Source organism: Bacteroides thetaiotaomicron VPI-5482, assembly GCF_000011065.1.
Taxonomy (GTDB): domain Bacteria; phylum Bacteroidota; class Bacteroidia; order Bacteroidales; family Bacteroidaceae; genus Bacteroides; species Bacteroides thetaiotaomicron.
Window position 1 is genome coordinate 5,211,719 of record NC_004663.1, and the last position, 20,384, is coordinate 5,232,102.

Below are 20,384 nucleotides of genomic sequence, written 5' to 3' on the forward strand. Positions count from 1 at the left end.
TTCGCTTATTTTTGCAAAAATAAGCAAATTTCCGAATGAAGCAAGCGGGAAGTCATTTATTTGTAGATTTTCAATTGTTTTCCTGCTGCGATTCTGGTGTTCGACATACCGTTCCACTGCTGTATATCTTTGACACGTACGCCTAGCTTTTCGGCAATCGATGAAAGAGTGTCTCCACTTTTTATCTTATAATAAGTTAATTTTCCTTTACCGGCAACAGCGCTTGTCTGTCTGCGGGTGGTTGGAGTAACTTCTTTCACTGCAACGGTTTTGCGGTTGCGGAATAGCTCGTCGGCACGGTGTGCGTAGATTGTATCTTGCTTGTCAATAAACGTACTGATGGCACCTTGTGGTAAACGTAATGTACAAGGTTTGGTCGTGCCGGGAATCACTTGTTTCTTGTATTGGGGATTCAGGCTTTTCACTTCCTCCAGCGGAACATTGCAAAGTTCGGCAATCTGCTCGAAATGAAGGTTTTTAGTGACTTGCACCGTATCTGTGCTTGCCGGAATGTTTGTTTCCATCGGACAGATGTTGTGGTCGCAATAGTATGTCATCACGTAGTTGGCTGCGATGAAAGCAGGTACATATCCGCGTGTCTCTTTAGGCAGCAGGTTATAGATTTTCCAGTAATCCGTTTCGCCTCCGGCGCGGCGGATTGCCTTGTTGATAGTACCTGGGCCACAGTTATAGGCTGCTATAACCAGATTCCAGTCTCCATAAATATCGTACATCTCTTTCAAGTAACGGGCGGCAGCCCAGGTTGCTTTGATCGGGTCGCGGCGTTCGTCTATCAGACTATTGGATTCAAGACCGTAAATCTTTCCTGTTCCAATCATGAATTGCCACAGTCCAGAAGCACCGGCACGTGACACAGCTGAAGGATTCAGTGCAGATTCGATAATCGGCAGGTACTTCAGTTCCAAAGGAAGTCCGTAAGCGTCCAGTGCTTCTTCGAAAATAGGCATATAGAAATTGCAGGCGCTCAGCATGAATGAAACCTGATTGCGCAGGCGACCCGCGTACATATCGATGAATTTGCGTACAATGTCATTATAAGGCATTTCCATGACAGCCGGAATACGTGAAAGGCGGTCAATGTAGACAGAATCACTGAATAAAGGATTCACTTCCGCCGTACTGCAATCTTTGCCTAAATCAATATAGTTTTTAGCTTTCCAGTCGTTCAGCAGACTGTCGAGCGGGTAAGTCATACTCTTTGGAAGATCGATGCTTTCTTTGCGTTCGGTTCCGTTTTCACGAATAACTACATCTACACTTTGAGCTTTTACCTGTGTGGTTGCCAACAGGAAAAGGAAAATAATCGAACAATAGTTTTCTAATTTCTTCATGCTTTAATTATAAGTTCAATCTAAATTGTGTTTTTAAAATCGTAGTACGCATTGCAGTCCCACTGACTTATTCTTGTAACTGTTGGAGCGGAACTGGCTGTTATTGTCGATGACAGTTGGCTCCAGCTTCATACTCAAGTCAGGTGAAATGTCGAAGTTCGATAATTCCGCATCGACATAGGCATCGATGATGGAGATAAGGTATACTCCGATAAATGCAAATATACTAAGGTCCCGAAAACGACGGAACGAGTCCTTTCTTCGTTTCAAGGTGTTTTTCAGTTGCTCTTCATTATACTGGGCGTTCGGTGGCAGCAAATCTTCATAGCTCTTGGTGTTTGGATTACTGTCCATGATGTCCAGATAGGCCTGTGAATAGTCTTTATACATTTTCCCGTTCCAGCTGAGGGCATACGCACATCCTGCAAACCCTCCATATATAATAGGTAGTTTCCAGTATTTACGGTTGTAAATCTGTCCTCCGCCAGGGAATACGACTGCAAGCCATGTTGCTTTGGTCGGGTTGGGAATGAACAGTTTCTTGTTGAGATCCTGCACAGGAGGTACTGTGTCGGTTTTCACTACAATAGGTGCCGGCTGTTCTATCTTCTTCAGTTCTTTTTTATTGGCTGCGTCAAGACTGTCGGCTATCTGTATTTTGACAGCAGACAGACTGTCGGTTGCTTGCAGGCGTTCCGGATGCAATATTTTGATTGAATCCTTTTTCAACGAATCCATCACCTGAGCAGGATCCCGGTGCCTTCGTGCACGTGCTTTCGGTGCTTCCCGGCTCTGAATAATACTGTCTTTCTGTACCGGAGTCACAGGTTCTTGTGCATACACATCAATCCCTGCCACCTGTAGAAAACAGAGAAGCAGGGTGATGATGGGTAACTGATATTTCTTACTTTTTCTTGTCATCTACTTTTTTAGCGTATCGAAGATTTCCATGATACGTTCCAGTTCCTCCTCGTTGCTGAAAGGAATACTGATTTTTCCTTTCCCCTTTTCGGAGCAAGTCAGTTGTACCTTGGTGTTGAAAAATCCCGTGAGTTGTTGCTTTAGTAAATTAAACTCTTCCGGTAGTTTGCTGCGTTTCGGAGTGATTTTCCGTGTGCCGCTTTTCACAGCTTCTCCTTCGCTCAGCGATTTGACAATCTCTTCTACTTTGCGGACGGAGTATCCGTGTTCCTGTATCTCTTCGAATATTTTTACTTGAAGTTTGGGGTCGCCTAATGAAATCAATGCACGTGCATGTCCCATATCTAGCTGTTTGTTTTGTAGAGCCATCTGTATAGGAGCCGGCAGTTTCAGCAGACGCAGGTAGTTGGCGATAGTGGTCCGGTTCTTGCCGATACGTTCGCTCAGGCGTTCCTGTGTCAGTTCATACTGGTCCAGCAGATGTTGATAAGCCAATGCTATTTCTACCGCATTCAGGTCTTCACGCTGTATGTTTTCAATCAGCGCCATTTCCATCATGTTTTCGTCGTCGGCAGTGCGGATGTAGGCAGGGATGGTTTTCAGTCCTGCTTTTTGTGAAGCACGGTAACGACGCTCTCCCGCGATGATCTGATACTCATCGTCCGAGAGCTTGCGTAGAGTGATAGGCTGTATGATACCGATTTCCGCAATGGAATCAGCCAGTTCCTGCAATGCCGTTTGATCGAATTCGCGGCGTGGCTGATTGGGGTTGACGGTAATCTTCGCCAACTCTATTTCACTAATGGAAGAAGAACCTTCGGTTTTCACATCATCCATTGAGAGCAGGGCGTCAAGTCCGCGTCCTAATGCATTTCTTTTTTGTGTTGCCATATCTTCTTCGGTTATTTATTTCTGTTGATAATCTCTTTGGCAAGGGCGAGATGGTTTTTGGCACCGGTAGAGTCCGCATCATAAAGAATGGTCGGGATACCGTAGCTGGGAGCCTCGCTCAGTTTCACATTTCGCTGGATCACGCTGTTGAAAACTAATTCCTGGAAGTGTCTTTTCACTTCGTCGTAAATCTGGTTTGCCTGACGCAGACGTGAGTCATACATCGTCAGCAGGAAACCTTCGATTTCCAGAGCGGGATTCAGTTTCGACTTGATGATTTTAATCGTATTCAGCAGTTTGCTGATGCCTTCGAGAGCAAAATACTCAGCTTGCACGGGGATGATCACGGAGTCGGCTGCCGTCAGGGCATTGATGGTAATCAGTCCGAGTGAAGGAGAACAATCTATCAGAATATAGTCATATTCTTTCTTCAAGGGTGTGAGCACTTCTTTCAGTATCTTTTCGCGGTTTGGGAGGTTCAGCATTTCAATCTCTGCTCCTACAAGATTGATGTGCGAAGAGATCACTTTCAAAGAGTCGATTTCTGTGTCAAGAATAGCGTCCTGTACATTGGCTCTGTCAATAATGCATTCATAGATAGTGCATTCCGACTGCTTGATGTCCACTCCCAGGCCGGAAGAGGCATTTGCTTGCGGGTCTGCATCTACCACGAGTACTTTCTTTTCAAGTGTAGCAAGTGACGCTGCGAGATTAATCGTAGTCGTGGTCTTTCCTACACCCCCTTTTTGATTGGCCAAAGCAATTATTTTTCCCATATACTCTAAATTTATTGGCAGCGAAATAAGTGATAATTCCTTAGAGCGCCTACGAAAAAAGAGAAACTTTGCATTTTCTGTTGATAAGTCACCGGTTTTGTTAATAACTGCCGGACGAAACAGTTCCGAAACCTGGTTGATTTTATCATCATACTTTCTCTGTTTGAGCTTGCAAATATACATATTTATATTGGATATCTATTTCTTTTTTTACTCGCTTGCAGAAGATTAAGATTTGTAAACGGGTGTATATTCGTCAGATAGCGATGTGATTAATGTGATATTCGGAGATAAGCGGTTGGCAGTACGGTTACTTTTTGCTACTTTTGTGCGAACATTAAAAAGGAAAGGATTGAATATATGGAAAGTAAGAAGCCGTTGATCCTCGTTTCGAATGACGATGGTGTTATGGCTAAAGGTATTAGTGAATTGGTGAAGTTCCTTCGTCCGTTGGGGGAAATTGTTGTAATGGCACCCGACTCTCCGCGCTCCGGCAGCGGCAGTGCATTGACGGTGACTCATCCGGTTCATTATCAACTGGTCAAAAGAGAAGTGGGACTGACTGTATATAAATGTACAGGAACGCCGACCGATTGTATCAAGCTGGCATTGGGCTCAGTGCTCGACCGGAAGCCTGACCTGATCGTAGGCGGTATCAATCATGGAGATAATTCCGCTATTAACGTGCATTATTCGGGAACGATGGGAGTGGTGATTGAAGGCTGTCTGAAGGGAATTCCTTCGATTGGTTTTTCTCTGTGCAATCATCGGCCCGATGCTGATTTTGAACCTTCGGGTCCTTATATACGCAAGATAGCTGCCATGATATTGGAAAAAGGACTGCCCCCGTTGACTTGTCTTAATGTGAACTTTCCCGATACTCCCAACCTCAAAGGAGTGAAGGTTTGCGAACAGGCAAAGGGATGCTGGGTGAATGAATGGGTAACTTGCCCCCGTCTCGATGACCATAATTACTTTTGGCTGACCGGTTCATTCACCGATCATGAACTTGAAAACGAGAATAATGATCATTGGGCGCTGGAAAACGGATATGTGGCTATCACGCCAACGACAGTCGATATGACTGCTTATGGCTTTATAGATGAACTGAATGGCTATTGTCAGCAACTGGAATTCTGACATACGCATTGTGCTGATTTCAAATTTCAAAACTCCTAATTCAAAATTCCCATGAAGTACTATCTGATTGTCGGTGAAGCTTCCGGAGACTTGCATGCGTCCCATTTGATGACGGCCCTCAAGGCGGAAGATCCTCAGGCCGATTTCCGCTTTTTCGGCGGAGATCTGATGGCTGCCGTCGGAGGAACGATGGTGAAGCATTATAAAGAACTGGCGTATATGGGATTTATCCCTGTACTACTTCATTTGCGTACGATCTTTGCAAATATGAAACGTTGCAAGGAAGATATTGTGGCCTGGAATCCCGATGTGGTGATCTTGGTCGATTATCCCGGTTTCAATCTTAACATAGCTAAGTTTGTGCATTCCGAGACGCAGATTCCTGTCTTCTATTATATTTCTCCGAAGATATGGGCATGGAAAGAGTACCGCATAAAGAATATCAAACGTGATGTGGATGAACTTTTCTCCATTCTTCCTTTTGAAGTGGAGTTTTATACTTTGAAACACCGCTATCCTATACATTATGTAGGAAATCCTACGGTAGATGAAGTGACTGCCTATCAGAAAGCTCATCCCAAAAATCCGGAAGCATTCTTGGCGGATAATAACCTGGAGGATAAACCGATAATCGCACTATTGGCGGGAAGCCGGAAACAGGAGATCAAGGATAATCTGCCGGATATGCTGAAGGCGGCTTCTGCTTTTCCCGATTATCAACTGGTACTGGCCGGTGCTCCCGGCATCGCTCCGGAGTATTACAAGCAATATGTAGGGCAGGCTAAAGTGAAAATAATCTTTGCCCAGACCTATCGTTTGCTACAACATGCGGAGGTGGCTTTGGCCACTTCGGGTACGGCGACTCTTGAGACAGCCTTGTTCCGTGTTCCTCAGGTGGTTTGTTACTATACACCGATTGGAAAAGTGGTTTCGTTTTTGCGTCGTCATATATTGAAAGTGAAATTTATTTCACTGGTCAATCTGATTGCAGACCGTGAGGTCGTAAAGGAGTTGGTTGCAGATACAATGACAGTCGGAAATATGCAGAATGAACTAAAGAAACTGATTGAAGATCAGGAGTATAAGAATCGTATGCTTGCCGAATATGAGTATATGGCAGATCGGTTGGGACCTGCAGGTGCTCCCCAGCATGCCGCTCGCAAAATGCTTGAACTGTTGAAAAAATAACTTTCTTTTTCTGAATAAACGTAAAGCCGGTGCAGTAAATGCCCGGCTTTTTTATTTATATAGCAGAAGAATTAAAAAGAGAGGAACAAATATGAAAAAATTTAATTGGCTTTTAGTAATGTTATTGCTCGCATTGGTACCTGCGCTGCAATCATGTGACGACGATGGGTACTCAATTGGAGACATAGGATGGGATTGGGCTACAGTTCGTGCCACCGGTGGCGGTGGTTATTATCTGGAAGGTGATCGTTGGGGTATGATTGATCCGGTGGCCAGTTCTATTCCTTGGTACAAACCGGTAGACGGTGAACGAGTAGTTGCTTTTTTCAATCCTTTGGCTGATACGGATAAGGGTGCTCAGGTAAAGATTGAAGGAATTCAGGAAGTGTTGACAAAAGAGGTGGAAGATATGACGGCTGAAAATGAAGAGGAATTCGGTAATGATCCTATCGTGATTTATCAAGGAGATATGTGGCTGGGAGGAAAGTTTTTGAATATCATCTTCCATCAGTATTTGCCTCGTTCTGAAAAGCACCGCATCAGTCTTGTACAGAATAAGATAGAACCGGAAGCTCCGGAAACACCGGAAGCTTTGAATGTGGATGAAGATGGGTATATACATCTGGAATTACGTTACAATACGTATGATGATGTAACTGGATACCGGGGATGGGGACGAGTTTCTTATAATCTGGAAGAGTTCTATCCAACGGCAAAAGATGCAGCTGAAACAGAATTTAAAGGATTTAAGGTGACTATTAATTCAAAAGAAAATGGAGAAGGAAGAGTGATCGTTCTTGATTTGGATCATCCGGTAGGCGTTCCGGAAAAAGCGAAAGATGTGCATTCTACTTCTTTTGTTAAATAGCAAAACTTTTATAAATAACTAAACCTAAACCTTGACGAACACTGTGTGTGAAAAAAAAAGGTCGGAAGTGCTTCAAAGCGGCTTCCGACCTTTTATTTTATTTATTCTGTTATTAAAACCAAGTTAGTGCATACAGATAAAAGACTGCTGCCGGTATAGCCATCAAAGCACTGTCGAAACGGTCGAGCATCCCTCCGTGTCCCGGAAGAATGGTCCCTGAATCTTTAACGTGCAGCTGGCGTTTCAGTAATGATTCTGTCAGGTCGCCCCATGTTCCGAAAACGACAACGACTAAAGCGAGACCTGCCCATTCCCACATCGACATAATCGTGAAGTAATGTGCCAAGACAAAAGAAGCTCCGATAGCTACTACTCCGCCGCCGATGGAACCTTCCCATGATTTTTTAGGAGAGATACGTTCAAACAAGCGGTGTTTGCCAATTAATGAACCGACGCAATATGCACCTGTATCACTCAGCCAAAGGAATATAAAGATGGACAATGGCAGAATCGGATTGTAGCTTACGCTGCTATATTCCGGATCAGTATGAAACGCCAAGACATTAAGCAAGGCAAACGGCAGGCCTATATAAAGCTGGCTGAGCATGGAATATGCCCAGTTAAGCATTGAACTTGCCTTTTTCAGATACAATTCGCTGATCATCAAATAGAGCAGCAACAGCAAATAAGGAATGAAAATCTTGGAGTCGGCTGCGTCGATACAGAATCCCATCACTGCGAGGAACAGGTAAGCTCCTCCCAGCATGATAATGGTTTTGTTTACGTTGACTCCTTCTGCACGGCTGTTGATTAACTGTCCGAATTCATAGATCGTCAGTGCACTGATCGCCATGAACAGAATGCCGAAGCTGAAAGAATTATAGAGTATACATCCCACCAGAATGGCGACAAAGAGTATACCCGTAATGGCCCGTTTTATAAAATTACTAATCAAAATCTTCGTGTTTTAATTATTTAGATTCGGTAGTTTGTTCTTTCTCATTGGATTTTGCTTCTATAGTAACTTTTCCTTCTACGGTTACTTTTTTTCCTTCCGCAGTGATTTTCGTTTCTGTAGTTGCTTCTTCCTGAGCAGAATTTTTAGCTTCCTCTTCTTTGATTTCTTGTTCTTCTGCTTTCAGTTTCTCGGCAAGTTCTCTTTCCGCTCTGGCAGCATCCTGGCTTTCTTTGGCAGCCATGATTTCTTCCGAGCGGGATGCCCACGGGCGTTTACCGAAAATACGTTCAACGTCTTCGGCAAAGATCACTTCTTTGTCGATCAGTAACTGAGCCAGTTCATTGTGTCCTTCCATATGTTCGGACAAAATCTTCTTGGCACGTTCATATTGCTCGTTCACCATCCGTTTCACTTCTTCATCGATGAGTTCGGCTGTCTTTTCGCTATACGGGCGGTTGAAAGAATATTCCTCATTATTATAATAGCATAAGTTGGGTAGTTTGTCACTCATACCTAAATAAGCAATCATGCCGTATGCTTGTTTCGTAACTCTTTCGAGGTCGTTCATAGCACCGGTAGAGATGCGCCCGATAAACAGGTCTTCGGCTGCACGTCCTCCGAGGGTAGCGCACATTTCGTCAAGCATTTGCTCTTTGGTAGTGATCTGACGTTCTTCCGGCAGATACCAGGCAGCACCCAATGCACGTCCGCGGGGAACAATCGTTACCTTGATCAATGGATTTGCATATTCCAGCAACCACGAGATAGAGGCGTGTCCTGCTTCATGCAAGGCAATCGAGCGTCTTTCCGCTTCTGTGGTAATCTTGGTCTTCTTTTCCAGACCACCGATGATACGGTCTACCGCATCCAGAAAATCCTGCTTGCCTACAAATTTCTTTCCGTGACGGGCTGCGATCAAGGCAGCTTCATTGCAGACATTCGCAATGTCCGCACCGGAGAATCCCGGAGTCTGACGTGCTAGCAAATCTACATCTACTGTATCGTCTATCTTGATCGGACGCAGGTGTACGCCGAATACTTCTTTACGTTCGTTAAGGTCGGGCAGGTCTACGTGTATCTGACGGTCGAAACGTCCGGCACGAAGCAATGCCTTGTCAAGTACGTCCACACGGTTGGTAGCGGCAAGGATAATCACACCACTGTTGGAGCCGAAGCCGTCCATTTCAGTCAGCAACTGATTCAGGGTGTTTTCACGCTCATCATTTCCACCCATTGCAGGGTTTTTGCCACGAGCACGGCCTACCGCGTCAATTTCGTCGATAAAGACAATACAAGGAGCTTTTTCTTTAGCTTGCTTGAACAGGTCACGTACGCGGGAAGCACCTACACCGACAAACATTTCTACGAAGTCAGAACCTGCCAGTGAGAAGAACGGAACGTTTGCTTCACCGGCAACAGCCTTCGCAAGCAATGTCTTACCGGTTCCCGGAGGGCCTACGAGCAATGCGCCTTTGGGAATCTTACCTCCTAGGTCAGTATACTTCTGAGGTTCTTTCAGAAACTCTACGATTTCTTCTACCTCCTGTTTGGCTTCCGCCAGGCCGGCTACGTCCTTGAATGTAATCTTGATGGAGCCTCCCTTTTCGAAAAGCTGGGCTTTGGATTTTCCTACATTGAATACACCGCCGGCACCACCGCCGCCACCGCCGCTCATACGACGCATGAAGAATATCCACAGGGCGATTAATAAAACCAGCGGAAGAATATTAATCAGGATTGCCGGGAAAATATCCGAATCGGCAGGGTAATCTGCTATTCCGTCAAAATGACCGGCTGCTTTTTCGTCCTGCAGAAATTTATCCAGCCTGTCCTTAGAAGGAGGGTTACTGGTAATAATTGGGTTTCTTCCTACTTTGGTGGAGTCCGCACCGAATATTGCACCTACGGCATTCGGTTTGACATGAGCTTCGAGAGTTTTCTCAGAGCCCAGTACTTTGCTGATGTAGCCGTTAGTGACATACTTCTGGAAGTCGCTGTAAGGAACGACTTTACTTCCGCTTCCTCTTGAATCGCTGCTCCACCAAAGGCCGAGAAGCATGAGGGCAATAATCATATATAGCCAGTTCAGATTGAACTTGGGCATATTCACCTTATTATTAGGCTTATTGTTATTGTTGTTAGTATTATTGTTGTCCATAATTGTGGATTAGTCTAAATCGGGGATTTGAGTAAGTTTGGCGTCAGCCCACAGATGTTCAAGATTATAGAAGGATCTTACTTCCGGCAGAAAGACATGTACAAGTACATCGGAATAATCCATTGCCACCCATTCTGCATTTCGAAGTCCGTCGATTGCGGTCGGTTTGCTGTCTGCACCTTTACGGGCAAACTCCTTGACAGAGTCTACAATAGCATTTACCTGACTAGGGGAGTTCCCCTGGCATATAACGAAATATTTGCAGATGGTATCTTCTATACTGGTTAAATCAGCAATAATGATGTTTTTACCTTTTTTTTCCTGAATTCCCTCTTTAATTTTTTCAATTAATATTTTCGTATCGTTCATTCCTGTAATTGAAATTAATAATTCATGTTCTCTTTTGGTTTATAACAAAAAAGGATTACCCTTTGTTTCTGATTATAAACGTGATATTTTTGACAAATATACGGTGATTTATTGGATACAAGAAAGTTATGACTTAATTTTTGTGTTTTTTAGGGGAGATGCTTCTACTTGAAGGAGCAAAATGAGAGTTTTTGCAAAAAAAATAGCAGAAATGTTTGCAATTCCCAAATTATTTGTATCTTTGCACCCGCAAACGAAAATCATTGGGCTATGGTGTAATGGTAACACTACAGATTCTGGTCCTGTCATTCCTGGTTCGAATCCAGGTAGCCCAACAAACCACCAGCTTTTTAATGACAAAAACCCGCTAAAACTGCAATTTTAGCGGGTTTTTTCATGCTTTGACAAATGCCACCCGAAAAAAGTTGACGCTAATTCGGTGACAAATTCGGTGACACGATTGCTCTTTTTTGATATTTTTTTGAGTGATTCTCAAAAAAAACAACGATGAACCAAAAAAAGCAAACTTTCAATGTTCTTTTCTGGATAAGGAAAGGAAGAACGAATGAAAAGATGTCACCTCTCTCATGTCGGGTTACGATCTCAGGGCAAAGATACGAAATTCCCACGAAACTACATCTACGCTCAGAATCATGGTCGGCGGTTGCGCAAAAGTCGCTCGGGAAAACCGCTAATGATAAAGAAGTCAATCGGTATATCGAGGATTTGAAGATCACGATTGAGGATACCATTGCCAAAATCAGGCAGAAAAGCTATCCCTTGAACATTGAGAATTTCAAACTCATGTTCCAGACACAGGATAATGAGTTCTCTACGATCAGCACACTGTTCGACTACCATGAAATCATGGAGAAAAAGAATCTCCGTACCAGTACATTTATTGGCTATCACGTCACGAAAAAACATCTGCTCAATTTCATACGCATTAAATACCACGTTTCCGATTATGACCTGGCTGCTGTTGACAAAGCATTCGTTTATGAATTTTACGCCTATCTTCAAGGGTATAGGAGGGAAGGGGATACCGTATGCGCAGTCAATGGTGCATTAAAGCATATCCAGCGTTTCAAAAAGGTGATGAATGTAGCCTTGCAAAACGAATGGATAAGCCGAAACCCTGTTTGCCTGCTCAATGCCAAGAAAACAAAAGTGGAAAGGGGATTCCTCTCCGAAAAGGAACTGAAAAGCCTTGAGGAGGTCCCTTTGCCTGCCAACCTGTCTATCGTGAGAGATGTCTTCATTTTTGCTGTATATACAGGCCTGTCCTATGTCGATATAGAGAACCTTACCAATGAAAATATTAATGTCGGCATAGACAAAAGCCTGTGGCTTAGCTACTATCGGCAAAAAACTGACATACACGCAATACTGCCTTTATTACAACCTGCCGTTAATATATTAAAAAGGTATGAGGCATATCACGAAGGAAAACGGAACAATCATATATTCCCCGTGCCACTCAATCAGGTGATGAACAGATACTTGAAAAAGGTGGCCAAGCAAGCGGGAGTAGATAAGAACATCACGTTTCACTGCGCCAGGCATATTGAATTGCCTTTGTCGCTGAATTTGAATAGATTGCAAAGATTAGTTTCTTGATAGGTAACGATTTGGAAACGAGTGAAGTTCTGTATTTTACCTCGTCTTGCATTAAATCAAAAGAACGCCTTTTTGCAATGCAAAGATAGTGATTAGAATTGATTTACAATAAACTTCATCCTGCAAAATCGTGCAAAATCGCAGATTCCTGTGCATTTTTATTGTTCAAATACTGCTAACTTCACTAAAAATGAGTAACTTTGCAAACTAACAAGTATTGGTTTTGCCATGGTTATAAGAACGATAAAATTGACATCACTATTTGTCAATACGGAAAATTATAGATTTGAGCCTTTATCATCACAAAAAGAAGCAATAGATAAGATGATAGAGGATCAAGGGGATAAATTATATTCTCTTGTGGACGATATTGTAACCAATGGTCTTAGCCCCGTCGATTTGATTATTGTAACACCCAACGAAGACAGCAATAAGTATGTTGTACTTGAAGGAAATAGGCGAATAACGTCATTAAAACTATTAAATAATCCGACACTAATAGATGACAAATACTCTCCTTTAAGGAAGAAATTTCAGAAATTACAAAAAGAAAAACCTAATGCTATTTCTGAATTGAAGAATATTGCTTGTGCTGTTTTTGAAACCCCTACTGAAGCTGATATATGGATAAAACGTAAACACTCTGGAGAACTTAATGGTATCGGAACTGTCACTTGGAACGCTCAACAAAAGCAAAGATTCGAGGAGAAGACAGAAGGAAAATCATCAATTCCATTGCAAATTATCACTTTGCTGAAATCACAAGAAGAGGTTTCTGATACGATTAAGGATTCATTATCTAAATTAAACATTACCAACTTGCAACGTTTGATGTCGGATCCATATGTTAGAGAACACCTTGGCTTGGAAATTAACAATGGAATTTTAGTTTCAAAGGTTAAAGTGTCCGAAGTCATTAAGGGGCTTTTAAAAGTTGTTACAGACATTCTGAATCCGGAATTCAAAGTTTCTGATATCTATAACAGAGAAAAAAGAAAGCAATATATTGATAATTTTGGCAAGAGTCAAAAGCCAGATTTGTCTAATGAAGCATCTGAACAATGGAGTGTTCAAGATATTGAGAACAATAAAGAACAAGCATCAAGAAATAGCGAGAAACAAGAAATAAAAGGGGATAAAAACAGGAAAACAAGAAACAGAGGAGCTTTAGTGCCCAAGTCTTTGAATTTACATATCAGCAACCCGAAAATTAATAAAATTTTCGAGGAGCTAAAACATGTTCAGGTCAAGACATGCCCCAATGCATCTTCAGTCCTTTTAAGAGTATTTTTAGAACTATCTGTTGATGCCTATTTGGAGAAATTTGATTTAGTAAGAAACAATGCTATTACAGCTTGTTCTTCTGGTGAAAGTTTGCAAGGGAAAGTTGGTAAAGTCTTAAATCATATGACCCAATTAGGAACAATGAGTAATGACTTATCAAAGGGCATAAGGTCTGAAATAAATGATAAAAATTCAGTTCTTTCAATCGAATCATTGAATGCATATGTTCATAACGAGTTTTTCTACCCTAAAGCAGATAATTTGATTACTGGATGGGACAACATAGAAAGTTTTTTTATCCAATTGTGGGAATCAATAAAGAATAAAGAATAATATTATGGAATTTCTATCACCTTTAAGATACCCTGGCGGTAAGGCTAAAGTTGCTGATTTCGTACAATGCTTAATCAAAGAAAACGCATTGCTCGATGGCACTTATGTTGAACCATATGTTGGAGGTGGTTCCGTTGCATTATCTTTGCTCTTTAATGAATATGTCAGCGACATACATATAAATGATAAGGATATATCTATTTATGCCTTTTGGTATAGTGCCTTAAATAACGTGGATGCTCTCTGCAAGATGATAAAGGATACCCCTTTAAATGTTGAAACTTGGTTTAAACAAAAAGAAATTCAATCCAATAAAGAGAATTCTGACTTGTTAGAATTAGGCTTTTCTACATTCTTCTTGAATAGGACTAATCGCTCAGGAATCTTGAAAGCAGGAGTCATTGGCGGTTATGACCAAACTGGAAATTATAAGATTGATGCAAGATTCAACAAAGAAGATTTGATAAAAAGGATTCAACGTATAGCAGATTATGCAGATAGAATCCATTTAACAAATGAAGATGCTGTTTCTTTAGTACAACGGTTAAAAAATGAATTACCGTATAATACGTTATTTTATTTAGACCCACCATACTATGTAAAAGGTAAAGGACTTTATCTGAATTACTATAATGATACAGATCATCAAAATATAGCTAACACTATAAGTGAGATTGCAAATTGTAAGTGGATTGTCTCTTATGATAATGTACCATTCATAACCAGCCTATATTCAAAATATAGACAGCAATGTTTTGAATTGAATTATAGTGCGAGTAATTCCGGGAAAGGTAAAGAGATAATGGTATTTTGCGATGGCATAGTTATCCCCAAACACAAACTATTTAACCATTCTACAAAGTGAAAATAACGCACATTCATATCGAAAGATTTCGAGGATTTCAAAATGAAGATTTTGAAGTAGGCTCTTTGTTAACAGCAATTGCAGGGCAAAACGGAACTCAAAAGTCAACATTACTTGGTATTATAACACAAACTTTCACTCTTAAGACAGAAGATTCTATGAGAGTTGAAAAGCCCTTGTGTGGTGGTAGTTATATTTCCGCATTCAAAGATAAGTTTAGGTTATCACCTACTTTTGATAAACCAAAAGGTCATGAATGGACTATTTCCTTTGATGCAGGAATGGATGATTTTACTGTTGAAAGTATCAAACGAACAGGAGATCCTAATGTCCGTTTTTGGAAAAAAGGAGCTAGGCAAGAAGGAGATGGATACATTTCCTTCCCCACAATCTTTTTAAGTCTAAAGCGATTAGTTCCAGTGGCAGAGGAAGCTAAAATCATTACAGATGATACATTATTAACGCAAGAAGAACTAAATGAGTTTAAGCAATTGCATAATAAAATTCTAATAGCACAAACTCCCATTTCTTCCGCAACAACAATCACATCAAAAAACAAGCAATCTATAGGTGTATCCACAGAACTATACGATTGGAATCAAAACTCTATGGGGCAAGATAATTTAGGTAAAATTATCTTGGCGTTATTTTCTTTTAAAAGATTACATGACAAATATCCCCGACAATACAAAGGCGGTATTTTGGCCATTGATGAGATGGATGCAACAATGTATCCCGCATCCCAAGTAGAGTTGTTAAAGGTTTTGCGCAAATATGCATCTAAGTTGAATTTGCAAATTTTATTTACAACTCATTCAATGTCTCTTCTTAAGGCAATGGATGATTTAGTTCAAGAAGTAACTAAAAAAGAAGAAACAGCCAATCAAGCAAAGATCCTTTACCTTAAGAAGGTTGATGATAAGATTGCAATTAAACAGGGCGTGAACTTCAAAGGCATTCAATTGGATTTAAATGTTGTTGCAGAAGGAAATAATCGCAAGAAAAACAGAATTACAGCATATACGGAAGACAAGGAAAATATCTTATTTGTAAAAGCTATTTTAAAGAGCAAGGCTTTTGTGTTGGATTTTGTGGATGTAACATTACCATGTTCAACATTAATGGAACTTGTAACCAAAAGAGTGCCTGCTTTTATATATCCATATTCTATTGTTATATTAGATGGGGATGTTAGAATGAATAAAAATGATCTCAGGAAAATCAACAATGCAGATAACATTTTGATTTTACCGGGAAATAAGTCTCCAGAAAGACTATTGGCCTCTTATTTGTATAATCTATCTGATGTAGACCCATTATGGTCTAAGATTGCAGATGGGTACACAAAACAATTCTGTTTCCGAGAGTATTCCATGGAACAAATAAATGCAGGAGGTGAACTGGGGCGCCAAAATGCAAAAAAATGGTTTAATAGCCAATTAGAATATTGGGGGCGAAACGGTTGTAAAGTCCTTAATCCTTTTTTAAGTTCAATTTCTGAGGAGGCACAAGAGTTTAGAACAAATTTTGACAATATGATTAAACAGTATATCCATGACTAAACTTTCGGTGTCCACAATGAAGTGTGGACACCGAAAGTTTAGTCATGAAATTGCTTGATATAAAATCTAGGTACATTTTATGTACGACAAAAATCTCATTTTTGTGAGAGTAATTCTTTTATATGCTGTTGATTCCTATCATCAATACCCAACAATTTATAAAGTTGAGCATTCACATCTCCATTGTAATCAATGATACCGTTAGCGTCAGTGTAATCCAATAAGTCTGGAACCTTCTTTGCCAAAGAGGTTAAAGATTCATCGGTAAGCAGGAAAGCAAAGCGGATTATCTCGCTGGTGGCATATTTGAAAAAGTTCTTGGCCTCTTGTTCTGTAGCGAATGTTTTCAATGCTACGCGAGAGCGACCAAATGCACTGTGATTATCTACGATGGCAATTTGGTTGCTACGCTTTTGTCCTCCGGCATTGGCACTTGAAACGATGACTTTCCATTTGCTTAAGTGTTCAAGCCCTGTAGTGAGAACCTCTTTGTTTGCAATATACCATCTGGCTCTGCCACTCTTACCTGCTTTGTCATTTGTGAAAAGTTTTATTTCTGATTTTGGGTCAAAATAATCTCCATCGTTATATTCTCTCACTAACATAGGATTCTTTTCTACGAAATCACTTTCAATAGAAAACAGACTACGAGGTAATATGGCATCATGTAAACACCTATATTTTATTATAGCGCAATTCAAAGAATATGAGATTTCACTATCAAGAGGATTCAAAGAAAATAATTCTTCTTTCGGATTATTGGCTTCAATCGTCACTTCCTTACCTTTTTTAGCATAGACATATCTAAATCCATTACTCTTCTTTTGCGTATCTTTCATCACTATTGACAAACCGTCTGCAATACCAACTTCTTTGAAAACATCCATGGAATCAGGGAAAAACTTCAAGAAGCACAAATGCGGGTCATTGATTTGTGTAAGTCCGAACTGTTCAAGTCCTTTTCCGGAACGGTGAATCCATCTTGCTCCGGGATAGATAAGAGAAGTGTATCTACCTAATCGGTCGCTTATTGTTTGAAAGTATTGGAATATACTAACACTAACTTTTTGCCCATTTGCAGTTTCCTTTTGTGCAACAACCTCTTGATATGGCGGATTACCCACTATCGCATTGATTTTCATATTCTTTATTCCTGTTCTATCCGTAATGAATTTATCTACCTGCCTGATGAAATGTTCCGGTTTGTTCTTGATTTGATTGATTAAGTCCTCAAAGTATCGGGTGTTTACCTTTGCTTTGCGGAAGCCGATGAGAGTGCGTTTGGTGATGCTCTTTGCCATCGGAGTTTTGCAGATGACAAAGATGTTTTCGGCGACAACCTTGTCCCATATACGCTGTTCATCCTCAATGCTTGACACCGAAAACAGGGAGTCCTTGAGCCTTGCACGGTAAATGCTGTATGCCATGTAAAGAGGGTATAACCCTGACTTTGAATTTATTTCAAGGATTCGGGAATCGGGGGCAAACACATTGGCAGTTACTTCACCACGGTCAATGAAACGAGGGTCAGACAAGGTGGTCTCATAGTCCTTTTCAAAGAAGTTATATCCACCCAAACAGTCGCCAAGGTGCATATTCACGACACGCCAAGGCGTAAGCACCGTTTCCTTGTCGGGATTGCGGAACGTGCTGAATATATCCGTTATACGTTCGATGCGTTCCTCCACACTAAGTTTGTCTGCAGCACGAGCCATGGCACGGATGCGCTTGCCTGCCGCACAGAATATCTCCGGGTCGTAATATTTCTTGATGCTGTTGAACTTCTGTTTGGTAACACCCTTGGGCATGAACTCTTCCCACGATTGTGGGTCAATGAGTAAAGCGAAGTTATCAATCGTTATATCTTGACTCTCATCGCTCAACTCTGCACCGTAGATAAGCAATGGCATACGGATGGAGATACCCCGAAGAATAGAAATAGCGGCCTCGCGGTTGTTCTTTTTCTTTTTCAGCTCTTCAAGACGCTTCTTCTCTTCTTCCGTCAAAGGTTGCTTGTCCTTACCGCGTTTCTTGGATTTCTTTTCAAGGTCTTCAAGTTCCTCGTATTGCTCATCGGTCAGTCCCTGGTTGTTGATGTCCACCTGATTGGTCTTTGGCATTGCCTTGGTCTGGCCGATAATCTTTTTCAGGTCGTCAAACTCCTGCAATTCCAAGTCGTTGAGTTTCATCAACTCATCATTATACAGACTCTTGTCCTCGAAACCGTTGCGGACAACTCTTTCCACATAAACACGTTTAAGCTGCTCCAACATCTTGGGTACATCGAACTGGCTCATCTTGGAGCCTTCGATGGAGATAATCGGACAGAAGTTCAGGAACTCACCCATAATCTTGCGGTCGTTCCCGCTGGTCTTTCCTGCCTTAGAGGAAATCTTCGCTGTCTCGGCAATAACTTTCAGTGTTCTGTCCGGCGCAAAATCAAACACATAACACTGTTCCTTGACGCGTCCGTTGATGGTGGCAGGCGTCTGCACACGGAAGATGGTCTGCATATAACTTGATGCAGCGGTATTATAAGAGCCGGACAACATGAATACGCCCGTCCACGCCTTGACACTGACACCCGTGGTCAATCGTCCGCAAGACAAGGTAATGGTACGAGTGGCATCAGGGTCTTTGCCGATGGCTTCTTCCACCGCAGCAAGCGCATCCTTACTCTCTTCGTCCTCGTCACCGTCTCCTGCCACATTCACCACCTTGAAATGCTGGAATACAGGATGTGATTGTAGTAAAGCACTCATGGCACGAGCCTCCTTCACACCCGGCAACATCCATAGTGTATGACGGAAGATGTTGCGATATTCCTCGTTGGCAAACGGATAGCAACTGTCCTTGTCCTCCTTGGAGATAAGATTCAAAAATGCCTTCACATCTTTTTCATGGATAAAGTTTCCGGCTTCATTTACCCGGAAAAACTCACGGAAGTTAAAAGCCACATCTTCATCCACGAACTCATGGAGCAACCGTCCGAGGTCGCATGTATAGATGTTCATCGTGGGCAGGGAGGCGTATGGATTCGGATCACCGAAATGGGTCAAATCCCATGAAGCCTTTGCCCGTTGCTCCATCACATAGTCCCAAGTGTAAATCTCGTCCTCCTTGAAGTCATCCAACAGGTTGAACGGAGTGCCGGAAAGTCGCAATATCTTGGTATTTGCTTTTGTCAGTTCCTGCATGACAGCCTTGCCGAGTTCCGTCTGTGTCCCTTCGTGCGCCTCGTCCACGATGATGCAATCCCAAGCGGTGGCAAACACCTCATTGTTCTTGTCGAAGTTGCCGCCCACAAGTTCAGAACCGCGCAAATCCTGCATGGAAGCGAAATAGACATATTGGCATTTACCCTGCTTCGCTCTCGCTTCAAGTGAAGCATGGCTGTCACCATTGTTCTTTGAGCCGTATGCAAAACAGGGACAGTCATAGAATATCTTGCCGAAATCCTCGAACCAGCCGCTATCCACCACAGGGCGATGTGTAAGAATCAAAGTGCGACTGAAATCCATACCCTTCACCACTTGCAATGCCGACAACGTCTTGCCAAAACGCATCTTGGCATTCCAAAGCATCTGATTACCCTTCTTGAATTGTTTCTTGGTCTTTTCAATGGCTTCCCGTTGTTCCGGGCGGAATACAATCGGAGTCTGGGCGTGTGAAACTTCGGCGGAAGAGAGCGATTCCCGTCCCTCCTTTACGGCAATTATTGCCCGTTTGACAGTCTCAAGGTCGGTAATAAACCACTCGTTGGCTTTGTTCTCGGTATCGAATATCTTTTTCCTAATGCCGGAACGTTCCAGAACGCTATGCACTTCCTTGTCGTTGAAAGAGCACAAGCTCTTTTTGCTGTTGTATATCGTCAGTTCCGTATATAAGAGGTCGTATGCGATACCAGCCGTCTGCGTATATTGGTTGATGCGTTTCTTCGCGGACTCGTTGAGAGCCTTGCTGTTCGGAGCAAGACCGAAAACATTGTCATTGTCACAAGTGGCCTCGCCCACTTTCAGGCATCCCCTATGTGCAGCATCATTGATGCGGAACACATATATCAGTTTTAGTTTTAGTGAAGATGTGAATTTCATACTGC

15 protein-coding genes and 1 tRNA gene are annotated in these 20,384 nt (G+C 42.0%); 8 read left to right on the forward strand and 8 right to left on the reverse strand.

The genetic code is table 11. The annotated features are described in order from the left end of the window. Positions 1–56: 56 nt before the first annotated feature. The 4 genes from BT_RS20180 to BT_RS20195 are packed head-to-tail and all read right to left on the reverse strand — an operon-like array spanning position 57 to position 3,940. The gene (locus BT_RS20180; RefSeq protein ID WP_008764235.1) at positions 57–1,352 is read right to left on the reverse strand and encodes a lytic transglycosylase domain-containing protein; all 1,296 of its coding nucleotides are present in this window, start codon (positions 1,350–1,352) and stop codon (positions 57–59) included. Between the two features lie 33 nt (positions 1,353–1,385). Beyond that, positions 1,386–2,273 (reverse strand): DUF5683 domain-containing protein, encoded by an 888-nt coding sequence (locus BT_RS20185; protein ID WP_008764236.1) that lies wholly within the window; start codon positions 2,271–2,273, stop codon positions 1,386–1,388. Further along, positions 2,274–3,164, reverse strand: a complete 891-nt coding sequence (locus tag BT_RS20190; RefSeq protein WP_008760916.1) for a ParB/RepB/Spo0J family partition protein — start codon at positions 3,162–3,164, stop codon at positions 2,274–2,276. A gap of 11 nt (positions 3,165–3,175) precedes the next feature. Further along, positions 3,176–3,940, reverse strand: coding sequence for a ParA family protein (locus BT_RS20195; RefSeq protein ID WP_016269488.1), 765 nt, complete (start codon positions 3,938–3,940; stop codon positions 3,176–3,178). Positions 3,941–4,300: 360 nt separating this feature from the next. Between BT_RS20195 and surE the strand changes: the two genes are divergently transcribed. The 3 genes from surE to BT_RS20210 all read left to right on the forward strand — a co-directional run bounded on the left by surE (position 4,301) and on the right by BT_RS20210 (position 7,136). Then, entirely contained in the window at positions 4,301–5,080 is a 780-nt protein-coding gene (gene surE, locus BT_RS20200) for a 5'/3'-nucleotidase SurE (RefSeq protein WP_008764237.1), read from the forward strand. 51 nt (positions 5,081–5,131) lie between these two features. Continuing rightward, positions 5,132–6,268: a lipid-A-disaccharide synthase gene (lpxB, locus tag BT_RS20205; RefSeq protein ID WP_008764238.1), complete on the forward strand. Its 1,137-nt coding sequence runs from the start codon at positions 5,132–5,134 to the stop codon at positions 6,266–6,268. 91 nt (positions 6,269–6,359) lie between these two features. After that, positions 6,360–7,136: a NigD-like protein gene (locus BT_RS20210; RefSeq protein ID WP_008764239.1), complete on the forward strand. Its 777-nt coding sequence runs from the start codon at positions 6,360–6,362 to the stop codon at positions 7,134–7,136. 112 nt (positions 7,137–7,248) lie between these two features. Here BT_RS20210 and BT_RS20215 read toward each other — a convergent pair whose 3' ends face one another. From BT_RS20215 to rsfS, 3 genes are read right to left on the reverse strand one after another with little or no spacing between them, the layout of a single operon-like run. Beyond that, the gene (locus BT_RS20215; RefSeq protein ID WP_008764240.1) at positions 7,249–8,091 is read right to left on the reverse strand and encodes a phosphatidate cytidylyltransferase; all 843 of its coding nucleotides are present in this window, start codon (positions 8,089–8,091) and stop codon (positions 7,249–7,251) included. A gap of 16 nt (positions 8,092–8,107) precedes the next feature. Continuing rightward, positions 8,108–10,252: an ATP-dependent zinc metalloprotease FtsH gene (gene ftsH / locus BT_RS20220; protein WP_062695721.1), complete on the reverse strand. Its 2,145-nt coding sequence runs from the start codon at positions 10,250–10,252 to the stop codon at positions 8,108–8,110. A gap of 9 nt (positions 10,253–10,261) precedes the next feature. Then, entirely contained in the window at positions 10,262–10,621 is a 360-nt protein-coding gene (gene rsfS, locus BT_RS20225; RefSeq protein ID WP_008764242.1) for a ribosome silencing factor, read from the reverse strand. A gap of 264 nt (positions 10,622–10,885) precedes the next feature. Here rsfS and BT_RS20230 point away from each other — a divergent pair. The 5 genes from BT_RS20230 (at position 10,886) to BT_RS20250 (ending at position 16,285) form a co-directional block, all read left to right on the forward strand. Then, positions 10,886–10,956: transfer RNA gene (locus tag BT_RS20230), tRNA-Gln, on the forward strand. Positions 10,957–11,128: 172 nt separating this feature from the next. Then, on the forward strand, positions 11,129–12,241 hold the full coding sequence (locus BT_RS20235; RefSeq protein WP_011109059.1) for a site-specific integrase: 1,113 nt from the start codon (positions 11,129–11,131) through the stop codon (positions 12,239–12,241). Positions 12,242–12,469: 228 nt separating this feature from the next. After that, positions 12,470–13,858, forward strand: a complete 1,389-nt coding sequence (locus BT_RS20240) for a hypothetical protein (RefSeq protein ID WP_011109060.1) — start codon at positions 12,470–12,472, stop codon at positions 13,856–13,858. A gap of 4 nt (positions 13,859–13,862) precedes the next feature. Next, entirely contained in the window at positions 13,863–14,723 is an 861-nt protein-coding gene (locus BT_RS20245; protein WP_007836183.1) for a DNA adenine methylase, read from the forward strand. Next, the gene (locus BT_RS20250; protein WP_007836180.1) at positions 14,720–16,285 is read left to right on the forward strand and encodes an AAA family ATPase; all 1,566 of its coding nucleotides are present in this window, start codon (positions 14,720–14,722) and stop codon (positions 16,283–16,285) included. The genes BT_RS20245 and BT_RS20250 overlap by 4 nt, the downstream gene beginning before the upstream one ends. 95 nt (positions 16,286–16,380) lie before the next feature. On the opposite strand, the gene BT_RS20255 is transcribed toward BT_RS20250, so the two are convergent. Then, positions 16,381–20,379: an Eco57I restriction-modification methylase domain-containing protein gene (locus BT_RS20255; RefSeq protein ID WP_011109062.1), complete on the reverse strand. Its 3,999-nt coding sequence runs from the start codon at positions 20,377–20,379 to the stop codon at positions 16,381–16,383. Positions 20,380–20,384: the final 5 nt, after the last annotated feature.